This window comes from Microcystis sp. LE19-131.1A, assembly GCF_027532015.1.
GTDB lineage: Bacteria > Cyanobacteriota > Cyanobacteriia > Cyanobacteriales > Microcystaceae > Microcystis > Microcystis ichthyoblabe_A.
The window spans coordinates 23,443-43,829 of the sequence record NZ_JAPZSS010000038.1; the positions used below are offsets into that span (position 1 = coordinate 23,443).

Consider the following 20,387-nt stretch of genomic DNA (forward strand, 5'->3'; position numbering starts at 1 on the left):
TTTTAAGCATTATTTTGACAATAATCCTCTAATCCATATTTGTTTAAAATATAAAGTAATACAGCTAAAGCAACCCCAATTGTACCAAATAAACCTGTTAAAATATTAAGAATATCTAAAATTGTTCTAGCTAAATCAGCGCAAACTACTGGACGACATCTTTCTGCTAATTGATCTAAATCTAATCCCCTATCTGGTTCTGCTCCAGTTTCTTCCATATAAATTAAGATTAACGCATCGTCTAAATTTCCATCACATTCTGCAATCAAATTTAAAGCATCCAAAGCTTCAGGATAATCCTTAAATTGCTGCCGATAGTGTTGAATTTCTTCCAGTGTTAACTGAGTTGTATTGTCCATAGTGCTATTGTTAAAACTAAAACTAATTTTCTCCATTATAATGCGATCACTGATCTTGTCAAATGCAAAAACCTGCGGGTACAGCATCCTCAAGATAACCTTCGCATTCTTCAATCGCATCCAAAGCAGCGATCGCACTTAGATTATCTGCCAATTCAGCGCGAAACTGGGCAATTTCTTCGGGAGTAACTTTAGTTGATTCAATATCCATCGGTTGTTCTTATTTACAGACAATACTGATTGTATAGTTTCTATTTTGCCATCTAAAGTGTTAATCTAACTGGTTACTGATAACTGAAAAGGTTCTTAATTCCCTACCATTGTGATAATTGCTGTCATTTAAACCACGACAAAGTTAACTAATTTGCCCGGGACAACAATCACTTTTTTGATTTCCTTGCCCTCTAAATAACGTTGGGCGATTTCTGATTCCAGGGCGAGGGTTTCTAGGGTGCTTTTATCGGCACTAGCGGGAACTTGTATCGTGCCTCTGGTTTTTCCCAAAATTTGGATGACAAGGGTAATCTCGTCCACAATCAGGGCAGTAGGATCAACTTTTGGCCAGGGTTGCAGGTGAATTGATTGGCTATGGCCTAAAGCTTGCCATAATTCTTCGCTAAGATGGGGAGCAAAAAGGGAAAGTAAGATTAATAGGGTTTCGATTCCTTCCCGATAAATGGGGGATGCAAAACACTTATTATCCCCTAAAGCATTACTGAGTTTCATCAATTCGGAAATGGCGGTATTAAATTGATAATCTCCTTCTAAATCCTCGGAGATTTCTTTAATAGCGGTGTGAATTGCCCGTCTTAAATCCTTGTCAGTTTTCGAGAAAGTCTCTATTTTTTTGACTTGCTTGGCTTTATTTTCAATATATTCGCTGACTAAACGCCACACCCGATTAAGAAAGCGAAATTGTCCTTCTACCCCCGCATCTTCCCACTGTAAATCTTTTTCTGGGGGTGCGGTAAAAAGTATAAACATTCGGGCAGTATCGGCCCCATATTTTTCCAGGACTTTCAGAGGATCAACGCCGTTATATTTCGACTTAGACATTTTTTCAAAGAAGAAAGATAGAACTTCTCCCGTGTCTTTATCGCAATATTTATCCTCTTTATAGATAACATTTTCTGCGGGGACATATTTGCCAGTTTCGGGATTTTTGTAGGTCAATCCCTGTACCATTCCCTGGGTTAATAGACGGTTAAAAGGTTCATCGACATTAACTAAACCTCGGTCTCTTAAAACTTTGGTAAAGAAACGAGAATAGAGTAAATGTAGGATAGCGTGTTCGATTCCTCCGACGTATTGATCCACGGGCATCCAATCATTAACCTTCTCGAATTGAAAGGGTATATCTTCATTTTTAGCATCGGTATAACGGAGGAAATACCAACTAGAATCGATGAAAGTATCCATAGTGTCGGTTTCCCGTTTTGCGGGAGTGCCACAGCGAGGACAATCCACATTTACCCAGTCTTCTAATTTGGCTAAAGGAGAAGCACCTCGACCGCTAAATTCGACATTTTCCGGTAAAGTAACGGGTAAATTATCGATAGGTACTGGCACGGTTCCACAGTTAGGACAGTGGATAACTGGAATCGGACAACCCCAATATCTTTGACGGGAAATTAACCAATCCCGGAGACGATATTGTATTCTAGCTTTGCCGTAACCTTGGGCAGTGGCATAATCAATAATAGCGGTTTTTCCTTCTTGGGAATTCAGTCCATTAAATTGAGCGGAATTAATCATAATTCCCGCTTCTGTATAGGCCTCTTTTAACTCAATTTCGCCACTTTCTGGAGTAATAACTATCTTAATTGGCAGATTATTTTCCTGAGCGAATTTAAAATCGCGACTGTCGTGAGCCGGGACTCCCATTACTGCACCAGTACCGTATTCGTAGAGGACATAATCAGCAATTAAAATCGGAATTTCTTCACCAGTAAAAGGATTAATTGCCAGTCCTCCGGTTTTAATACCGCGTTTGGGTTTATCTTCGGCAGTTCTTTCTAATTCGCTTTCGCTGGCTATCTCTTGAATAAAAGTTTCTACGGCCGATTTTTGTTCGGGAGTGGTAACTTGTAAAGTTAAGGGATGTTCGGGAGCAAGTACCACATAAGTGACTCCATAAACCGTATCGGGACGAGTGGTAAAAACGGCAATTTTTTCTGGGGAATTAACAAGAGGAAATTCTAAATAAGCACCTACCGATTTACCAATCCAGTTGGCCTGCATGGTTTTAACCCGTTCTGGCCAACCGGTAAGCTTATCTAAATCAGTGAGTAATTGTTCGGCATAATCGGTGATTTTTAGGAACCATTGCCGGAGTAATTTTCTTTCTACTTTAGCACCCGATCGCCAAGATTTTCCTTCACTATCTACCTGTTCATTGGCCAAGACAGTTTGATCGATAGGATCCCAATTCACTGCCGCTTCTTTTTGGTAGGCTAATCCCGATTCAAAAAACTGTAAAAATAGCCATTGGGTCCAACGATAATATTCCGGGGAACAGGTGGCAACTTCTCTTTCCCAATCGATAGATAATCCTAACTGTTGTAATTGCCGTTTCATCTGGGCAATATTTTGATCAGTCCATTTTGCAGGAGGAACTCCCCTTTCAATAGCGGCATTTTCTGCGGGTAATCCGAAAGCATCCCACCCCATGGGATGCAGCACGCGATAACCCTGCATTCTTTTCAGACGGGCAATCACATCGGTGATAGTATAGTTACGAACGTGACCCATGTGCAGGTTGCCTGATGGATAGGGGAACATGGAGAGGGCGTAAAATTTCGGTTTATCGGCGTTTTCTGGGGTTTTGTCCAATCCCATTTGCTGCCAAATCTTCTGCCATTTCTGTTCGATTTCTGCGGGGTTGTACGGCACTGGGGTCTTTTCTCCTGAGTTTTATCTATCCTTCCTATTTTACAGCAGCTGGCTGGGGGCGATTGCCAGTCTTGCGGTTATCCACCCTAGCAAAAACTCTCTGGGTTTTAAGTAAGTGGTTCTAATTAAATAGAAGATAGATTTTGGGTTCGATCCCCCCTATCGATTAGTCAGATCTTTCTTAACAAAAAGAGAAGAAACTTAAAAAAAGGGGAAACGATTGATAGGTATAGTTTTGAAAGAAGGAATCAAGGTCGAGGTCAGCAAAAAAATGGAGAAATGGGCAGCCCAAGAATTACAGTATGGTGGAAAACTTGGCTGGACAGCTTAGTACAAGCGTTCTAAAAGTTTCGGAAAATCTAGCCGCGATGAATGGCAATCTTTGTGTGACACTATTTATAAAAAGGTTCCGCTCAATTTCTTCTTATCAATATGCTATTAAAATTACCTCAAAAGCTAAAAATTCAGCGACTAATATTATTAGTATTCTGCCTAGTGATAGGGATATTTGTCTGGTGGTTATCCTGGCAATCCACCGGGATGAGCCAAATTCAACGCCCCGAAACAGTTGCCCAACAAATTTACCAAGCAATGCCAGATTTACCGAAAGAAAACAACTATATCCGTCGAGAGACAGGAGCGATCGATCCGAATAATACCCTAATAAGTCGCTTTCTTCGTTATCATCAAGATACCAAAAAAAGATTTACTCTCATCCGTTTTGATTGGCAATTAACCCTAGGGGATTACCTAGGAGTGAACGAGAAAATCAGCGAAGAAAACTATCCCGGACAAGCAACCCTTACCGTTAATCCCATGGCTGCCGATATCAAAGCGATGAACAGTCTTAATCGTCGTCAACGGCAGCAGTTAGTTACCCTTCTAGTCGAAATTTATAACCCCGCTATTCTCCCCCAAGAAACCCCCACTCCTAACCCTTCTCCTAGTCCCTCTCCCCCTCGTCCATCATTATCAAAACCGGGAGATGCTGACCTATTAAAATTCTAGAAAATTATGGAAAAAATTCTCAAATATGGTTCGGGTTGGCGACTGGGTTGGAATCCTACGGCAGCCGTTTATAAAGGATTAATTGGTGGCGATGATTGGGCGATCGAATTGACCGAGTCCGAGTGGCAAGATTTGCGTCGGTTACTATCACAATTGACCGCAACTATGGCGGCCATGGCCACAGAATTAATGGATGAAGAAAGTATTGCTTGTGAAGCGGAAAGCGAGCTTTTATGGTTAGAAGCGACAGGATTTCCCGATAATTATTCCCTGCGATTTATTCTCTATCAAGGTCGCGGTTGTGAGGGCAATTGGTCAGCCACTGCCCTGCCAGAGTTGCTCGCTGCTTGGGACAATTTGCTTTACAATTTTTAAGAAAGCGGTGGACATAAGTTAATTTTTGTTTCCCCCTCTTGACTTTTTGATTCCCCTGTGCTGCCATGATTGCCCATCCGAGGACGAAGACCGATAATCTCACCTACACTCCGCCCCCATTGCTGAAAAACGGTTTTGCCATGACTCTCTATGTGTCCCTAAAAGCGCGAGAAACCTGGCAAAATATGATCGCTATTCCCGAACCAGTCTATCAAGAAACCATTTTCACCGGGGCCAATGCCGTCCCTATCTACGGGATTGTTTCCATTCCCCCGCAAGCGAAAGGAACAATTATCGGGACCTACGGCATCACGGGAGACTTAGATAATCAATGGTTTTTAAGGATTTTAGGCAGAAAAGCCGTAGCGAGAAACTACGCAGTCGTCCTCTTCGATTGGCGGGCCCACGGTAAGACAGCCGAATTATCCCCGACTCTCACCTCCGATGGCATCTATGAAGGGCTAGATTTCATTCATATTGCCGCCCAAGCTCAAAAAATGGGCTGTCCCGCTCCTTTTTGGTTCACAGGTTACTCTCTGGGGGGACAATTAGCCCTCTGGGGAATTAAATCGGCAGAGAATCAGGAAGATATGGGGATCGATCCCGTCGATATCGGCGGTGGGGCGGTAATTTGTCCTAATTTGGACTCTAATCGTTCCTTATCCTATCTCGTCCGGGATACCTGGGGGAAACATCTGGAAAAAGCGATCGCCAGGGAATTACGCAAGTTAGCCAAACGCATCCATCAAGCTCATCCCGATCATATCGATCCCGAAGCAATTACTCGCGCCACCACGATTGCCGGATTCGATCGAGAATTAGTGATTAAAAAGCTAGGATTTGAGACAGTTTTTGACTATTATGCCGCTAGTAGTCCCTTGCCCTTTCAACCCTATTTAACTAAACCCACTTTTATCCTCTACGCGGCCGATGATCCCCTCTTTTCCCCCGCAGTTATTCCCGATCTGCAAGCAGCGATCGCTGATAATCCCCACGTGGATCTACTCTTAACCAACCACGGTGGTCATGTGGGTTATATCAGCAGTTTATCCTGTCAGCGTCAGTGGGGCGATAGCGATCGCTGGTGGGCATGGAATCGGGTTTTAGACTGGTTTGACCAAAAAACTGGCAAATAATACTAAATCCGTTGAGTATAGGTTACATATCAAGATAGGCACTCATGCAAGAGGGGGAATAGATAATCAGTTTTTAATAAGTAGGTAGGCGTTAAAAATTATCAGATGCCCCCCTTATTAAGGGGGATCCCCCCGCCTATCGGCACCCCCCTTATCAAGGGGGATCCCCCCGCCTATCGGCACCCCCCTTATCAAGGGGGGCAGGGGGGATCGAACCTAAAATCCATTTTTAATTTAATTATAACCAGCTACTTAACTGGATTTAGTATATAAGGGCTAATTTCTAGGAGTCAAGGGCCGCTAGAAACTCCTCCACCTGTTCCCGAGTCGGTTGGGATGCGATCGCGCCTGCTCTTCTTGTCACCATTGCCCCCACCGCACAGGCATAAATCACCGCGTTACGCGCTAAATCGGCATTTTCCTCGATTTGATCGCCTCCCAGACCGGCACGAGCTAAAAAACCAGCCACAAAGCCATCCCCCGCCCCAGTGGTATCCACTACCTCCCCAGAAAAAGCCTCGACATTGCCGCTATTTTCGCCTAAATGATATTTACAACCTTTTGCGCCGCCAGTAACCAGAATTGCCCCTAAATTGGGGTATTGTGATGATATTTCTCCCGGGTTATCAGTGCCAAATAACCATGCTGCTTCTTCCTCGCTACATTTGAGCAAATCGGCCTGGACGATAAAATCTCGAATGATATCAGGGGCAGCCTCAAGATTAGGCCAAAAAACCGGTCGCCAGTTGATATCGATCAATACTTTCACTCCGTAAATTTTAGCCAATTCGAGGGCGCGTTGCATTGCCCGGCGGGAAAGGGGATAGGCTAACCCTAGGGTTCCCATCACTAGATAATCGGCATTTTTAAACAGATTTTCGGGCAATAGGTCAGCATTAAGGGCAGTATCGGCAAAATCAGTCGTTTTTCTGCCGCCAAAACCCGCAAAATGTCTGTCTCCCCCAGCATCGCGGGTGACATAAACTTGTCGGGTGGGTAGGGTGGCATGATACTGTACACCAGTGGTATCGACTCCGAGAGCGTCTAGCAAGGCGATTAACTGTTCTCCGGGTTGATCTTTGCCCACACAACCGATAAAAGCCGAATTTATGCCCAATTTTCGCAATCCACAGGCCACGTTTGCCGGCGCACCCCCCGCGTAGGTTGTCCAAGAAGTTACTTTCTCTGTAGAGCGATCGCTTTGATCGGCAATTAGATCATAGAGGATTTCCCCTAAACAAATGACAGACACCGGCGAAGATCTTTGATTGTTAAGCATTGCTGTGGGGTGTGGGAAACTTTTTTCAGTGTTGCCAAAGGCACGGCGTAGCCGTCCAGTAAACAGTAAACAGTAATCAGTGAGGTTCTTCGTTACTTGGTATGATTCGATCGGGGGGCATAAATCGACTAAATCCTTATTTGGTAAGAGACTTAATTGATTAGTTCGTTCAGGAGCGAAAACAATTGACAAAAATCACCAAATGCTTTTTTCTGCAAGGGTTTCATCCCTTAAAACTCCCGTCATGGCATCACACAAACCGAAGAACCATCAGTGAACTGAAAACTCTCATCTGATAACTGATCACTGAGCACTGATCACTGATTAATAACTTGTCAAGAAATCACGATAAATCAACTAGAGATTATCTGAGGAATTGAGTATAATTAGACACATAGATTAGGGGAAATTGCTCATAAATCAGTCCGATCGAGCGTGAATCCTCTTTCTCGGAAAAATATCTTCTCCTATTTTTTAGTCTTAGACTAAGGAAATATCATGATTGATTGTAGTCAGATTCAGTTTGACGAGGATAAAAGCAAGATAGATCTATTGCAACTACGAGAATTATTTAATTTAACCGCATTTTGGGCAATCGATCGCCGTTTAGAAGATTTAGAAACCGCAATTGACTATAGTGATCCGGTGGTGACGGTGTGGAATGAGCGGCAATTAATTGGTTTTGCTCGGGCCACTTCTGACGGCATTTATCGGGCAACTATTTGGGATGTGATTGTTCATCCCGATTATCAGGGAGCCGGTTTAGGACGTAAATTAGTAGAAACAGTTTTGGCCCATCCCCGAATAAATCGGGTGGAAAGAGTCTATTTGATGACTACTAACCAACAACAATTTTACCAGCGCATTGGTTTCCAAAGCAACGCCACCACGACGATGGTATTATTTAATCGTTATCCCGAGGAGTTTTCCTGTCCGGCGATCGAGGTAAAGAAAAAACGATCTCTGTGAGCTTGTCCTGACTATTGTTATCGATTCGATCTAAGCTCATTTCCCCCCCCGATACTTCGATAATTCCCTTCGCTAACTGGAATTTAAGACTAGGAGAAAAGCCAAGAACTTGAGTAAATTGTTTGACTTCTTCTGGCTTTGATTCTAAACTCAAGGATGAAATTTCTGGCATTGGCCAGAGAGCCATTTCCCCCGTAAATTCTAGACTAATAGTGACTTTTTTCTCGTCAAGAGCGCTTACGGATATACAAATAGAGCCACTTCCTAGGTTGGCGATCGCTGCATCGACGAGAAGAACAAGAGCGGAGGATAAACATTGATAATCGGCAATAATAGCAATATCATCAGTTAAAGAGCTAAATTTAAGCTGAATATTGCGATTAGCTGCCTGTAAATAGGTTAAACTTGCCCAATCTTCCCAGAGTTTAGTTAAAGAAAAAATTTCTCGCTCCAGAGGTATAGTACCCGACTCTAGCTTCGAGAGATTAATCATCTCATCGAGCATTGCCATCAGTTTACGGCCTGCCAGTTGTCCCTGGGCGATAAATTCCCTTTCTTCGGCCGGACTTTCACAAAGATCGGCGAGAATCATTTGATGGAGACTGATCATACTGCTCAATGGCGATCGCAATTCATGGGCAACCCGTCCCAAAAAACTGCTTTTGAGGTGATTAATTGCCACAGCCATCTGATAAGCGAGACGAGTTTGCTGTAATTCCCGTTTTAAAGCGTCAATATCGTCCATATTTACAGAAAAACTGCCCCTTGTCGTAAGATATCCCATCTTTGACATTGCCAACGTGCGACGGTGGAGGGTTGTCCACTATTGATTATTCCCCATGCTTGCCTTTCTGTGGGTGCTAACACCGTCACCGAGGGAAAAGTAGTCATAATCGCTTCTGGAGTTAATAAAGGCTCTTGTCCTGACAGATTAGCACTTGTGGTCGCTAAAACACCAGTTCGACCGAGAATTTCTCTTGCGATCGCATGAGCGGGAACTCGGATACCAATCGTGCTAGAATCCTTAGGGTTAAGAACTTTTGGTACTTTTTCAGAAGCGGGTAAAACCAAAGTTAGGGAGCCGGGCCAGTATTTTTCGGTCATTTGCCGCCAAATTTCCCTTTCTTCCTGATTTCCCTTGACATAATCCCATAAATCTGCTGCTGAGGCCGCCATGAGAATTAAAGGTTTATCAAAAGTCCGTTTTTTAGCGGCAAAAACTAAGGCAGCATAGGGGGGAGAAACTGCTAAAGCGGGGACTGTATCCGTGGGAAAAGAAACCACTTGACCACTTAGGGCTGCGTGAACAATTTCGTTAAGAGAAGCAGTAGGCATTGAGAATTGATCATTTTTGGGGACTAATTTAGCCTAAGACTTTTTGGTACAATTTTAAACGGGTAGGGTTGATTCATGAATCAACCCTACCTTGAATCAACCCTACCTTGAATCAATCCTACTTGATCAGCGGTGGATCTGAAAGTTTTTAACACCTACCTACTTATCTCCAACCAATTAGCGACGATTAATTATGAATGAGTCTGATACTTTGGCTAATCTCGAACAATTAGAATACATTCCCTACCTAGATGCCACCGGTAATATCTGTGCTTATTTCCAGGGAAAAATCGGGGTTTATGCCATTTTTGATCGAGAACAAGTCTTAGAGTTTGTCGGCTATTCTCGTGATATTTATCTCAGTTTAAAACAACATCTTGCCCGACAGCCCCAAGCTTGTTATTGGCTAAAAATACAGTTGATTGATCGTCCTAATCGGACTATTCTCGAATCGATTAAACAAGCTTGGCTAAGAGAAAGTCAGGCAGTAATCGGCGATGAAAAACTCTGGACAGAACCAATTGATGCTAAATTAGCCATGACTGAGACAGAAAAAGAAATTTATCAAAGTGCTGACGAAGTAGGGCAAATCAAGTTATTAAAACAGGTATCCAGACGAGTAGAAAACGATGTTTTATCAACTCTAGAAAAACGGGGAGTACAGATGGAAATTCGTTTTAATCCTAAGTTAAAAGAACAGGGTTTGCTCGATTTGAAGTAAAAATTAAGTAGGTAGGCGTTAAAAGTTATCAGATGCCCCCCTTATCAAGGGGGGATTAAGGGGGGATCGGCACCCCCCTTATTAAGGGGGGACTAAGGGGGGATCGGCACCCCCCTTATCAAGGGGGGATTAAGGGGGGATCGGCACCCCCCTTATTAAGGGGGGACTAAGGGGGGATCGGCACCCCCCTTATCAAGGGGGGCAGGGGGGATCGAACCTAAAATTCATTTTTAATTTAATTATAACCAGCTACTTACTAGGAGCGATCGATTCTCCAGACAAACCGCTATGATAGTATATCGCCCCATCCCCACACCAATGGAACAGCGATGACCAATCAAGACTGGCCAAACCTACTGCAGCAACTACTCGATCAAAAATCCCTTTCCCTTAACCAAGCTGAAGAATTAATGACCGGATGGTTAAACGGCCAGATTCCCGAAGTTTTATCGGGGGCGATTTTAGCGGCTTTGCAAGCAAAAGGAGTCTCGGCCGCCGAATTAGCGGGAATGGCTGGAGTTTTACGGCAACAATCTCGCTTAGAAGACCCTAAACCCCATACTACTCCCGTTATCGATACCTGTGGCACCGGCGGTGACGGGGCTTCAACCTTTAATATTTCCACTGCCGTGGCTTTTGTGGCGGCCGCCGGGGGCGTAAAAGTGGCTAAACACGGCAATCGCTCGGCCTCCAGCAAGGTCGGTTCGGCCGATGTTTTAGAATATCTTGGGGTTAATTTAAGCGCCCCTAGCGAGAAGGTGGCGGCGGCTTTAGATGGGGTGGGAGTGACCTTTCTTTTTGCCCCCGGTTGGCATCCAGCCCTGAAAAGTGTGGCTAATCTCCGCAAAACCCTGAAAGTTCGCACGGTTTTTAATCTTCTAGGTCCTCTAGTTAATCCTCTCCGTCCCACAGGTCAAGTTATCGGGATTTATGACCAGCAATTTCTCACCCCCATGGCCACAGCTTTAGCACAAATGGGAACCCCCAAGGCGATTATTGTTCACGGCCGGGAAAAACTCGACGAGGTGGGGTTGGGAGATCTGACCGATATGGCTTTATTAAATAATGGCGAGGTGATTTCTGCGGCGATCGATCCCTTGTCAATTTCTATCCCTAGAGCCAGTTTAAATGCCCTTAAAGGCGGGGAAGTGCCAGAAAATGCCGAAATCCTCAAAAATGTTCTGCAAGGGGGGGGAACGCCCGCTCAACGGGATGCTGTGGCGATTAATGCCGCTCTTGCCCTACAGGTGGCAGAAAAGGTCACTTTTGGCGATCATGCTGCTGGTTTCGCCCTCGCTCGCGAGATTTTAGCCAGTGGGTTAGCTTGGCAAAAATTAGAGGAGTTGGTTAAGTTTCTCGCTTAGGAAAATTCCCTGCTCCCTTCCCCCCACTTCCCCACCTCAATGCACTTACTGCATGACAGAAATCCTTAAACACGATGGTTAAAGGATTTCTGTTACAAACAATACAAAATTGTCCAAGTTAAAAAGAATTAAATAACAAATAGAGACTAGGTAAATTACTAAATTTTTGCTAATGACGACAGTATTTTACAGAATACTTATTGTTAAATCCCGATTTCTTCATTTCTAACCCGCACCAACTAGAACAATTACACCCACAAACCAGAAGGAGATAGATTCATGGTACAAGCACCTGAAAAAGATGGAACAACTCTCAATAAATTCGAGAAATTTAAAGCCGAGAAAGACGGATTAGCCATTAAAGATGAACTAGATCATTTTGCCCAAATCGGTTGGGAAGCGATGGATAAAACCGATTTAGAACATCGCTTAAAATGGGTGGGGGTTTTTTATCGTCCTGTCACCCCAGGTAAATTCATGATGCGTTTGCGGGTTCCTAACGGCATTATTAGTAGTGAGCAAATGCGCGTTTTAGGGGAAATTGTGCAGCGTTACGGCGATGATGGCAATGCCGATATTACTACTCGTCAAAACCTACAATTACGCGGTATTCGTATCGAAGATATTCCTGATATTTTCCAACGACTAAAATCCGTGGGCATGACTTCGGTACAATCGGGCATGGATAATGTCAGAAATATTACCGGTTCACCCATGGCGGGACTAGACGCAGATGAATTAATTGACACCAGGGAATTAGTCCAAAAAGTCCAAGATATGATTACCAACTGCGGTCAAGGTAATTATCAATTTACCAATCTGCCCCGCAAATTTAATATTGCCATCGAGGGGGGCCGGGATAACTCGGTTCATGCGGAAATTAACGATATTGCCTTTGTTCCTGCCTATAAAGAAGGAGAATTAGGCTTTAATGTCGTGGTAGGTGGCTTTTTCTCGGCTAAACGCTGTGAAGCGGCAATTCCCATGAATGTTTGGGTGAGACCTAATCAGGAGGTGGTGGATTTATGCCGAGGGATTTTAGAAGTTTACCGCGATAACGGATTGCGTGCCAATCGTCAAAAATCCCGTTTAATGTGGTTAATTGATGAGTGGGGAATCGAGGAATTCCGGACGCGGGTGGCTAATCACCTAGGTTATCCCTTGGCAACGGCAGCCGAAAAAGACGCTATTGACTGGGAAAAACGGGATCATTTAGGAGTTTTTCCCCAAAAACAGGAGGGATTGAGCTATATCGGTCTTTGTGTTCCCGTTGGTCGTCTATTTGCCGATGATATGTTCGATTTAGCCCGGATTGCCGAAGTGTATGGCAGCGGAGAATTGCGTTTAACCGTGGAACAAAACGTGATTATTCCCAATATAGCGGCTGAAAATATGCCAACTCTTTTAACCGAGCCTTTACTGGCTAAGTTTACCCCCAATCCCACTCCTTTACAACGAGCGCTCGTTTCCTGTACGGGGGCGCAATTCTGCAATTTTGCCCTGATTGAAACCAAAAATAAGGCTGTGGACTTGATTCGTCAGTTAGATGCTGAATTAAATATCCCCCGGGGTGTGCGTATGCACTGGACCGGTTGCCCTAACTCCTGCGGACAACCCCAAGTGGCCGATATCGGTTTGATGGGGACAAAAGCTCGCAAAGACGGCAAAACCGTCGAGGGAGTTGACCTCTACATGGGGGGTAAAGTGGGTAAAGATGCTCACCTGGGAAGTTGTGTACAAAAAGGGATTCCCTGTGAAGATCTAAAATCGGTGTTAACTTCTATCCTCATTGAGCAATTTGGGGCGACACCGAAGGGTTAATTAACAAGTTTATTGATACGCTGAATGGGGGGTTTGTCCCCTCTTTTTTTTCTGTATCTCTGTTGGGTGAAATTGGCAAACCTTTTGCTATGTTAGGAGGCAGATAGGAGCAGGAAAATCCTTATATATAGCGTTTCTCACACCTGTGTGGCACAGTCAAACCTTTGCTGATTAAGCTTTTCACCATCGACAATGTACCTCTTGCGAACAGGAAACGCTATATTTTCCTACCAGATGGGAATCGTTACTTAGGGTTTGCTGAATAAATGTGAAATATAGACGAGGTAAGAGTTTTAGGGTACTGTTTCGCCCCCACAGGTGCAAGATTTTGAGAGTCCTGTAAGGGCGAAGCATTCGGGCAATAACCTATCGGTGAAACCGTAGATTTTCTATCCGAATGCTTCGCCCCTACTTTTTGCCGCAAACCCTACTTCGCTTCAAATTGAGCTTGTTTGCGAAGTAATTCCCCGATGGTTAAATTGGGTTGAGGTCGGCCATTAAAAACCGTTCCTACCTCAAATTTTTGCAACTGTACCCGTGCCAAATGATAGGCCTCATCCGGTAGGGGAATATAACCAATACTATCTAATAAATCAGGAACTCGATCGAGATAATATTCGACAAATTTCTCTAAAGCGGGATTCTCTTGGGCTTTTTGAGCATTAACATAAATAAACAAAGGACGAGATAAAGGCTGATATTTACTATCCTCGACATTGCCGCGAGTTGGTTCAATACCGTTAACTTTTAAAGCTTTTAATTTATCCCGATTTTGTTCATAGTAAGCATTGCCAAAATAGCCTAAAGCGTTGGCATCTTGACTGACGGCATTAACTAAAGCTTGGTCATCTTCACTAAAATTAAAGTCCCCACGACTGGCATCTTTGCCGTTAATTACATCACTAAAAAAATCGTAGGTTCCGGAATCTTTACCCGGCCCGTGAAGGGTAATCGGTTGGTCGGGCCAAGCGGGATTAATTTGATTCCAACGTTTGATTTTATTCTCGGCCGCTGGTTCCCAAATAGTTCTTAATTCTGTGGTGGAAATATCATCAACCCAGTTATTTTTGGGATTGACTACCACGGTTAAAGCATCAAAAGCGATCGGTAGTTCGATAAATCTGACCTTATTAGCATCACATTCTTTTAATTCTTCCACAGAAATCGGCCGAGAAGCATTATTAATATCCGTTTCTCCCGCACAAAATTTTCTAAAACCGCCGCCAGTTCCTGAAATATTAGCGTCAATTTTAACATCAGCCAAAGCTTTGTTAGGGGTATTAGCTTTAAAATCTTCGAGAACTTTATCAGTAATTGGTGCTACGGTACTCGAACCATCGATTTTAATTGGTTTTAGATCTTGAGGATTAATATTGGCACAAGCGGGTAAAAGTAGAGCAGTTCCTAGTATGGTTGCGACTACTTTGGTCGGACGAGATAGCTGAGTAAAGATTTCTAGCATAGGTGTCAAAAGGAGAAAGTAAAAACGGGTATTGGGGAGACTTTTCAGTTATCAGTGGGGAAGTGGGAAGAAAAAAGCTGAGGGATGATGGCTAAAAACCTTAATCTTTTCTTTGTTGTTTTTACGTCACTATAATGGTAGGGAAAGAGAAACCCCCTATATAGACGGGAAAAGTTAGCGGCTTTACCCGCGACTTAAAACTAATGTTTAGTCAAAATAGATAGTAAAAGAAGTTGAGATTTTTGTCTAGTTATCGAGAAAACTTTTCTTGACAATACATTACGTTCTTTTATTCACTTCTTAACCTATTCTTTACCAAGCAGTGGTAACTTTTAGCGTAAGATTTAAGGCAGTTTACGGATCAAAATTAATCCTATGCTCAACAAAAACAGAACCCATTTACTAACAGCCTTATCCCTAGCCACTTTAACAGCGACTTTAACCGCTTGTGGTGGCACCGATACGGCAGGAACTAGCGGAGAGGGAAGCAATAGAATCGCCCAGGTTCCCCTAAAAGGAGAGGTCGCCCTCAATGGTGCGGGTGCTTCTTTTCCTGCACCCCTATATCAAAACTGGTTTGTCACCATTAATCAACTATTTTCCAAACTACTAATTAACTATCAATCTACCGGTAGCGGGGCGGGAGTCGAACAATTTATCCAAGGTACGATCGATTTTGGCGCTTCCGATGTGGCCATGAGTGACGAGGATATGGCCAGAGTTAGCAGAGGGGTTTTACTGCTACCGATGACGGCGGGAAGCATCGTTATGGCTTATAATTTGCCCGGAGTAGAAGGGCTGAAACTAAGTAGAGAAGCCTATGTAGGCATCTTTTTAGGCACGATTACCCGTTGGAACGATGCCAAAATTGCCGCCGATAACCCCGATTTAAAACTACCCGATGAAGAAATTACCGTAGTTCACCGGGCAGACGGTAGCGGAACAACGGGAGTTTTTACCAAGTTTTTAAGCGCCGTTAGTCCCGAATGGAAAAAAAGCATCGGTGAAGGAAAAGCCGTACAATGGCCGACCAAAAAAGGTAAATTTCTTGGCGGTAGAGGCAATGAGGGTGTAACTGCCCTAATTCAACAAAATCAAGGCTCGATCGGTTATATCGAGTACGGTTTCGCTAAAAATAATAACCTGCCCATGGCCGTTTTACAAAACCAAGCCGGTCAATTCGTTATCCCCAATGAAACCAACGCCGCTGCCACCTTAGCCACGGTGGAATTACCCGAAAATCTGCGGGCTTTTATCATCGATCCGCCGGGAGAAAATTCCTATCCCATTGTCACCTATACCTGGATGTTGGTTTACAAAAAATACAACGATCCCCAAAAAGCTTTAGCAATGGAGGCGATGATTGAATTTGGACTTAACCAAGGACAAGAACAAGCAGCTCCCCTTGGTTATATTCCCCTACCGAAAAACGTTCGGGAACGAGTAGCCGCCGCTGCCGATGTCATCTATCCTGATTACACGATCAACGTGGATTAGTCGCCGAAAAAATGTATTCAAAGTTACAATAGTAGTGGAGAAAGGCCAATTTCTCCCTTAGCTGCCGCAAACTAGCTGGATTTAAACCCTAATCATGAGTGCGCCCACAGTTCCACCCGACTCAAATTTTAAAGAACGTCCAGAATCGGAAAAAATCCTCGATAAAGGCTTTGTTGGATTAACCACCGCCTTTGCCATCGCTATTGGGCTGATTTTGCTCCTAATTGCCCTAGTTATTTTTATTCGGGCTTTACCAGCGATTCAAACCTTTGGTCTGGGATTTTTGACCAGTAGTGCTTGGAATCCCGTGCGCGGTCGGGAAGAATTCGGAGTTCTGCCGGTTATCTACGGAACTCTCGTTAGTTCTCTGATTGCCCTCCTGATTGCTGTTCCCCTCGGCATCGGTTCGGCCATTTTTTTAAGCGAAGATTTTATTCCCTTAAATGCGCGGACAATTTTGGTTTTTCTCGTACAACTTTTGGCCGCTATTCCCAGTGTTGTTTACGGATTATGGGGTATCTTTGTATTGATTCCTATCCTCAGACCCCTTGGTAACTGGTTAAATGCTAATTTTAGTTGGATTCCTCTGTTTAGTACTCCTTTAGGGGGTCCTGGAATGTTACCGGCGGGGGTTATTTTAGCAATTATGATCCTGCCGATTATTATCGCTATCTCTCGCGACTCTTTGGCCGCTTTACCGCCGGATTTGCGACAAGCTTCCCTAGGTTTGGGGGCCACCCGTTGGGAAACGATTTTTCGAGTCTTAATTCCTGCCGCTTTTTCCGGGATTGTCGGGGGGATTATGTTAGCTTTAGGGCGTGCTTTAGGGGAAACCATGGCAGTAACGATGATTATCGGCAATTCTAACCGCATTAGTGCCTCTATTCTCGCCCCCGCTAACACGATCGCTTCCTTATTGGCTAACCAATTCGCCGAAGCATCGGGAATGCAAGTATCGGCACTCATGTATGCGGGTTTTGTTCTCTTGGTTTTGACCCTAGTAGTCAATATCTTCGCCGAATTAATCGTTAATCGCGTCAAAGCTAAGTATTAAGCCATCTTTTAACTGATATGGATAGTGCGAATTTAGGCAATAATCTCAAAAAGAAACCGAGTAGTCCTCGATCGCTATTGGGGACAATTATGACCGTTCTCTCGGCTTTATGTTTAGCTGTCACCGTGATTCCCCTCTTTGCCGTCCTAGGCTTTGTTTTTGTGCAAGGGGTGGGTCGTTTAAACGCTAATCTCTTTACTAAATTACCGCCACCGCCGGGGTTAGGAGGAGGAGGCATCGCTAACGCCATTTTAGGCACAATTATCGTCGTTGCCCTAGCCACAGCGATCGCAGTTCCCATCGGCGTTTTAGCGGCGGTTTATCTCTCGGAATTTAGCGGTGATAACAAACTTGCCCAGGGTGTGCGCTTTGCTACCAACGTTCTAGCGGGTGTCCCTTCGATTATTGTCGGGGTTTTCGCCTTCGGTTTGTTAGTTGCGCCCTTATTTGGCGAAGGAACAGCCCTTTTAGGCTTTTCTGCCCTGGCCGGTTCGATCGGTTTAGCGGTGTTAATGTTACCGACTATTATTAGAACCACCGATGAGGCTTTAAAAATCGTTCCCCAAGACATCCGCTGGGCAGCCATGGGTTTAGGGGCCTATAACTACCAAACCGTCCTAAAAATCGTCCTTCCTGCGGCAGTTCCCGCTATTTTAACCGGTGTGACTTTAGCAATTGCTAGGGCTGCCGGAGAAACCGCCTCCTTAATTTTTACGGCATTATTCTCTAACTTTTGGCCTCGGGGTGTCTTTGAACCGATTGCCACCCTTTCGGTCCTAGTTTTCAACTTTGCTACTGCCCCTTTTGCCCCTCAACAGCAATTAGCTTGGGCAGGTGCTTTAATTCTCGTGCTTTTGGTGTTGGTAACTAACATTTTATCCCGTTTAGCCACGCGCCAGAAAACCTATTAAGTCAAGGAAAAAGTGAAAAGCAAAAAGGGATATTTAAGTAAAAATCTACCTATCTTTCTGATTCCTAAATTAGCCAAATTCAAGGTAAATAATTTATGCTAACTAATTCTAACCCCCATTCTACAGGAACCGTTTTAAAGGTCGATAAGGCTGATATTTACTATGGTAATTATCGGGCAGTGCGGGACGTTTCCATCGATATTCCCAAAAATAGAGTCACCGCTTTTATCGGACCCTCTGGCTGTGGAAAAAGTACCATTCTCAGGTGTTTTAATCGTCTCAATGATTTAATTCACGGTTTTCGTATTGACGGCAAAGTTTTTTATCATAACCAAGATATTTACTCTCAAGAGGTAGATCCTGTCGAAGTCAGAAAATATATCGGTATGGTGTTCCAGCGCCCTAATCCTTTTCCCAAATCCATCTACGATAATGTGGTTTACGGAGCGCGATTAAATGGTTATAAAGGCGATTTAGATGAATTAGTAGAAACTTCCCTGCGTCGGGCAGCTCTCTGGGAAGAAGTAAAAGATAAACTAAAAGAAAGCGGTTTTTCCCTATCGGGGGGACAACAACAAAGATTATGTATTGCTCGCGCTATTGCCGCTCAACCAGAAGTATTATTAATGGATGAACCCTGTTCGGCACTGGATCCAATTTCAACTTTAAAAGTTGAGGAATTAATGCACGAATTAAAAGAACGTTATACAATTATTATTGTTACTCACAATATGCAACAAGCTACTAGAGTAGCGGATTTAACGGCTTTTTATAACGCTGAACCCACCGATAAAGGTGGCAAAATTGGTTATTTAGTCGAGTTTGATCATACGGACAAAATCTTCGGTGATCCTCAAGAACAAGCAACTAAAGATTATGTTAGTGGACGTTTTGGCTAAATCAGTTATCAGTTATCAGTTATCAGCTTTTTTCTTCCCTCTTTCCCTCTCCCTTCTCCCTTTTCCCCAACACCTATTCCTTTAAAGATTATGTATAGTAGCGATGTTGTCACCGATGCGGTTTTGAGAACCAAAAACTTAAACGTTTACTATGGTTCTAATCTCGCTGTTCGTGATGTTAACCTTGATATTCCTGAGAAAAAAGCGATCGCTTTTATCGGTCCTTCTGGCTGCGGAAAAAGTACGGTTTTGCGCTGTTTTAATCGCATGAATGATCTAGTTAAAAGTGCCAAAATTGAGGGAAAAGTTACCTTTCGGGGCCAAGATATTTATGGTAATTCCGTTAATCCTATCGGGTTACGCAGTCGTATTGGTATGGTTTTTCAGAAACCGAATCCTTTCCCCAAATCTATCTATGAAAATATCGCTTTTGGGGCGCGCTTAAATGGTTACATCGGTGATATGGATCAATTAGTGGAAGAATCTTTAAAAAAAGCCGTTCTCTGGGATGATGTTAAAGATAAACTCAAAGAAAGTGGTTTAGCTTTATCGGGGGGACAACAACAAAGGTTATGTATTGCTCGCGCTATTGCGGTTAAACCGGAAGTTGTTTTAATGGATGAACCCTGTGCGGCACTCGATCCAATTTCTACCCTAAAAATTGAGGAATTAATTCACGAATTGAAAACCCAATATACTATAGTTATTGTCACCCACAATATGCAACAAGCGTCGCGGGTTTCTGATTTAACGGCTTTTTATAATGCTGAACCGACCCCAAAAGGTGGTAAAGTGGGTTATTTAGTGGAATATGATCGCACCGAGGTTATCTTTCAAAATCCCGCTCAAGAGTCCACTAGAGATTATGTTAGCGGTCGTTTTGGTTAAAGTATTAATAATTAATCATTATTCACGACTCCGGGATAGATTAATTTTTTTCATCTGGAATGATTGAAAAACGATTAAATTAACTGATTGCGAAACCCGGTGGACAATCATCTGGCACTTGAGTTAAACATAGTTTTACTTTATCGCCGGGTAAAGCTGTTTTTCAAGCTGGAACTTCATCAATTTTCACATAGAAAAACAGGTAATGATTCGGTAGTAGTGGCGTAGCTCTCTTGCTTACCTGGTATGAATTGTGTAAAATATTTATTAATAGAAATAATTGGAACCCGATCAGTCTTTAAACCTCTAGCTTGATCATGACTTTTCTGATAAATATCTTTTTCTGGCTCCTGTCTGGCTTACTCAAATATCAGTCTAGCACCGAACAAAATCCCCCCTTCACCTCTATTCCCCTGT

Annotated in this window: 19 protein-coding genes and 1 pseudogene; 13 read left to right on the top strand and 7 right to left on the bottom strand. The window is 43.5% G+C overall.

From position 1 onward, the window contains the following. Positions 1 to 2: 2 nt before the first annotated feature. The 3 genes from O9323_RS03410 to leuS form a co-directional block, all read right to left on the bottom strand. Positions 3 to 359 (bottom strand): hypothetical protein, encoded by a 357-nt coding sequence (locus O9323_RS03410; protein WP_045358853.1) that lies wholly within the window; start codon positions 357 to 359, stop codon positions 3 to 5. Between the two features lie 58 nt (positions 360 to 417). Next, positions 418 to 570: a hypothetical protein gene (locus O9323_RS03415; RefSeq protein ID WP_187602852.1), complete on the bottom strand. Its 153-nt coding sequence runs from the start codon at positions 568 to 570 to the stop codon at positions 418 to 420. A 128-nt stretch (positions 571 to 698) separates the two neighbouring features. Continuing rightward, positions 699 to 3,251: a leucine--tRNA ligase gene (gene leuS, locus O9323_RS03420; protein ID WP_288124687.1), complete on the bottom strand. Its 2,553-nt coding sequence runs from the start codon at positions 3,249 to 3,251 to the stop codon at positions 699 to 701. 432 nt (positions 3,252 to 3,683) lie between these two features. Between leuS and O9323_RS03425 the strand changes: the two genes are divergently transcribed. The 3 genes from O9323_RS03425 to O9323_RS03435 all read left to right on the top strand — a co-directional run bounded on the left by O9323_RS03425 (position 3,684) and on the right by O9323_RS03435 (position 5,770). Continuing rightward, positions 3,684 to 4,259, top strand: coding sequence for a hypothetical protein (locus tag O9323_RS03425; RefSeq protein ID WP_149106737.1), 576 nt, complete (start codon positions 3,684 to 3,686; stop codon positions 4,257 to 4,259). A gap of 6 nt (positions 4,260 to 4,265) precedes the next feature. Then, positions 4,266 to 4,634: a DUF1818 family protein gene (locus O9323_RS03430; protein WP_288124688.1), complete on the top strand. Its 369-nt coding sequence runs from the start codon at positions 4,266 to 4,268 to the stop codon at positions 4,632 to 4,634. 65 nt (positions 4,635 to 4,699) lie between these two features. Beyond that, positions 4,700 to 5,770, top strand: a complete 1,071-nt coding sequence (locus O9323_RS03435) for a YheT family hydrolase (protein ID WP_288124689.1) — start codon at positions 4,700 to 4,702, stop codon at positions 5,768 to 5,770. Positions 5,771 to 6,053: 283 nt separating this feature from the next. Here O9323_RS03435 and O9323_RS03440 read toward each other — a convergent pair whose 3' ends face one another. After that, complete coding sequence (locus O9323_RS03440) at positions 6,054 to 7,049, bottom strand: carbohydrate kinase family protein (RefSeq protein WP_288124692.1); 996 nt, start codon at positions 7,047 to 7,049, stop codon at positions 6,054 to 6,056. Positions 7,050 to 7,547: 498 nt separating this feature from the next. Here O9323_RS03440 and O9323_RS03445 point away from each other — a divergent pair, with 498 nt between their 5' ends. Beyond that, entirely contained in the window at positions 7,548 to 8,018 is a 471-nt protein-coding gene (locus O9323_RS03445) for a GNAT family N-acetyltransferase (RefSeq protein ID WP_002752559.1), read from the top strand. Here O9323_RS03445 and O9323_RS03450 read toward each other — a convergent pair. Further along, positions 7,954 to 8,811 carry a sensor histidine kinase gene (locus tag O9323_RS03450; protein ID WP_288124690.1) on the bottom strand — a complete coding sequence of 286 codons (858 nt, stop codon included), beginning with the start codon at positions 8,809 to 8,811 and terminating at the stop codon, positions 7,954 to 7,956. The two genes, O9323_RS03445 and O9323_RS03450, sit on opposite strands and share 65 nt — an antisense overlap. Continuing rightward, positions 8,766 to 9,353, bottom strand: coding sequence for an L-threonylcarbamoyladenylate synthase (locus O9323_RS03455; RefSeq protein ID WP_002732168.1), 588 nt, complete (start codon positions 9,351 to 9,353; stop codon positions 8,766 to 8,768). The genes O9323_RS03450 and O9323_RS03455 overlap by 46 nt, the downstream gene beginning before the upstream one ends. Before the next feature lie 193 nt (positions 9,354 to 9,546). Here O9323_RS03455 and O9323_RS03460 point away from each other — a divergent pair, with 193 nt between their 5' ends. From O9323_RS03460 to O9323_RS03470, 3 genes are all read left to right on the top strand, one after another. Continuing rightward, a complete protein-coding gene (locus O9323_RS03460; RefSeq protein ID WP_002752567.1) occupies positions 9,547 to 10,074 on the top strand; it encodes a GIY-YIG nuclease family protein in 528 nt (175 codons plus the stop codon). 329 nt (positions 10,075 to 10,403) lie between these two features. After that, positions 10,404 to 11,438, top strand: coding sequence for an anthranilate phosphoribosyltransferase (gene trpD, locus O9323_RS03465; protein WP_149106738.1), 1,035 nt, complete (start codon positions 10,404 to 10,406; stop codon positions 11,436 to 11,438). A gap of 279 nt (positions 11,439 to 11,717) precedes the next feature. After that, positions 11,718 to 13,259 (top strand): ferredoxin--nitrite reductase, encoded by a 1,542-nt coding sequence (locus O9323_RS03470; RefSeq protein ID WP_002752582.1) that lies wholly within the window; start codon positions 11,718 to 11,720, stop codon positions 13,257 to 13,259. 427 nt (positions 13,260 to 13,686) lie between these two features. On the opposite strand, the gene O9323_RS03475 is transcribed toward O9323_RS03470, so the two are convergent. Continuing rightward, positions 13,687 to 14,721: a PstS family phosphate ABC transporter substrate-binding protein gene (locus O9323_RS03475; protein WP_288124691.1), complete on the bottom strand. Its 1,035-nt coding sequence runs from the start codon at positions 14,719 to 14,721 to the stop codon at positions 13,687 to 13,689. 375 nt (positions 14,722 to 15,096) lie between these two features. Here O9323_RS03475 and pstS point away from each other — a divergent pair, with 375 nt between their 5' ends. From pstS to O9323_RS03505, 6 genes and pseudogenes are all read left to right on the top strand, one after another. After that, positions 15,097 to 16,218 carry a phosphate ABC transporter substrate-binding protein PstS gene (gene pstS, locus O9323_RS03480; protein ID WP_002732270.1) on the top strand — a complete coding sequence of 374 codons (1,122 nt, stop codon included), beginning with the start codon at positions 15,097 to 15,099 and terminating at the stop codon, positions 16,216 to 16,218. Between the two features lie 94 nt (positions 16,219 to 16,312). Further along, on the top strand, positions 16,313 to 17,272 hold the full coding sequence (pstC, locus tag O9323_RS03485) for a phosphate ABC transporter permease subunit PstC (RefSeq protein ID WP_002749316.1): 960 nt from the start codon (positions 16,313 to 16,315) through the stop codon (positions 17,270 to 17,272). 17 nt (positions 17,273 to 17,289) lie between these two features. After that, positions 17,290 to 18,183, top strand: a complete 894-nt coding sequence (pstA, locus tag O9323_RS03490) for a phosphate ABC transporter permease PstA (protein ID WP_002732684.1) — start codon at positions 17,290 to 17,292, stop codon at positions 18,181 to 18,183. A gap of 95 nt (positions 18,184 to 18,278) precedes the next feature. Next, the gene (pstB, locus tag O9323_RS03495; protein WP_002752588.1) at positions 18,279 to 19,082 is read left to right on the top strand and encodes a phosphate ABC transporter ATP-binding protein PstB; all 804 of its coding nucleotides are present in this window, start codon (positions 18,279 to 18,281) and stop codon (positions 19,080 to 19,082) included. 90 nt (positions 19,083 to 19,172) lie between these two features. Beyond that, a complete protein-coding gene (gene pstB, locus O9323_RS03500) occupies positions 19,173 to 19,970 on the top strand; it encodes a phosphate ABC transporter ATP-binding protein PstB (protein ID WP_002752590.1) in 798 nt (265 codons plus the stop codon). A gap of 317 nt (positions 19,971 to 20,287) precedes the next feature. Beyond that, positions 20,288 to 20,387 (top strand): annotated as a pseudogene (locus O9323_RS03505) (ISNCY family transposase); the annotation flags it as partial.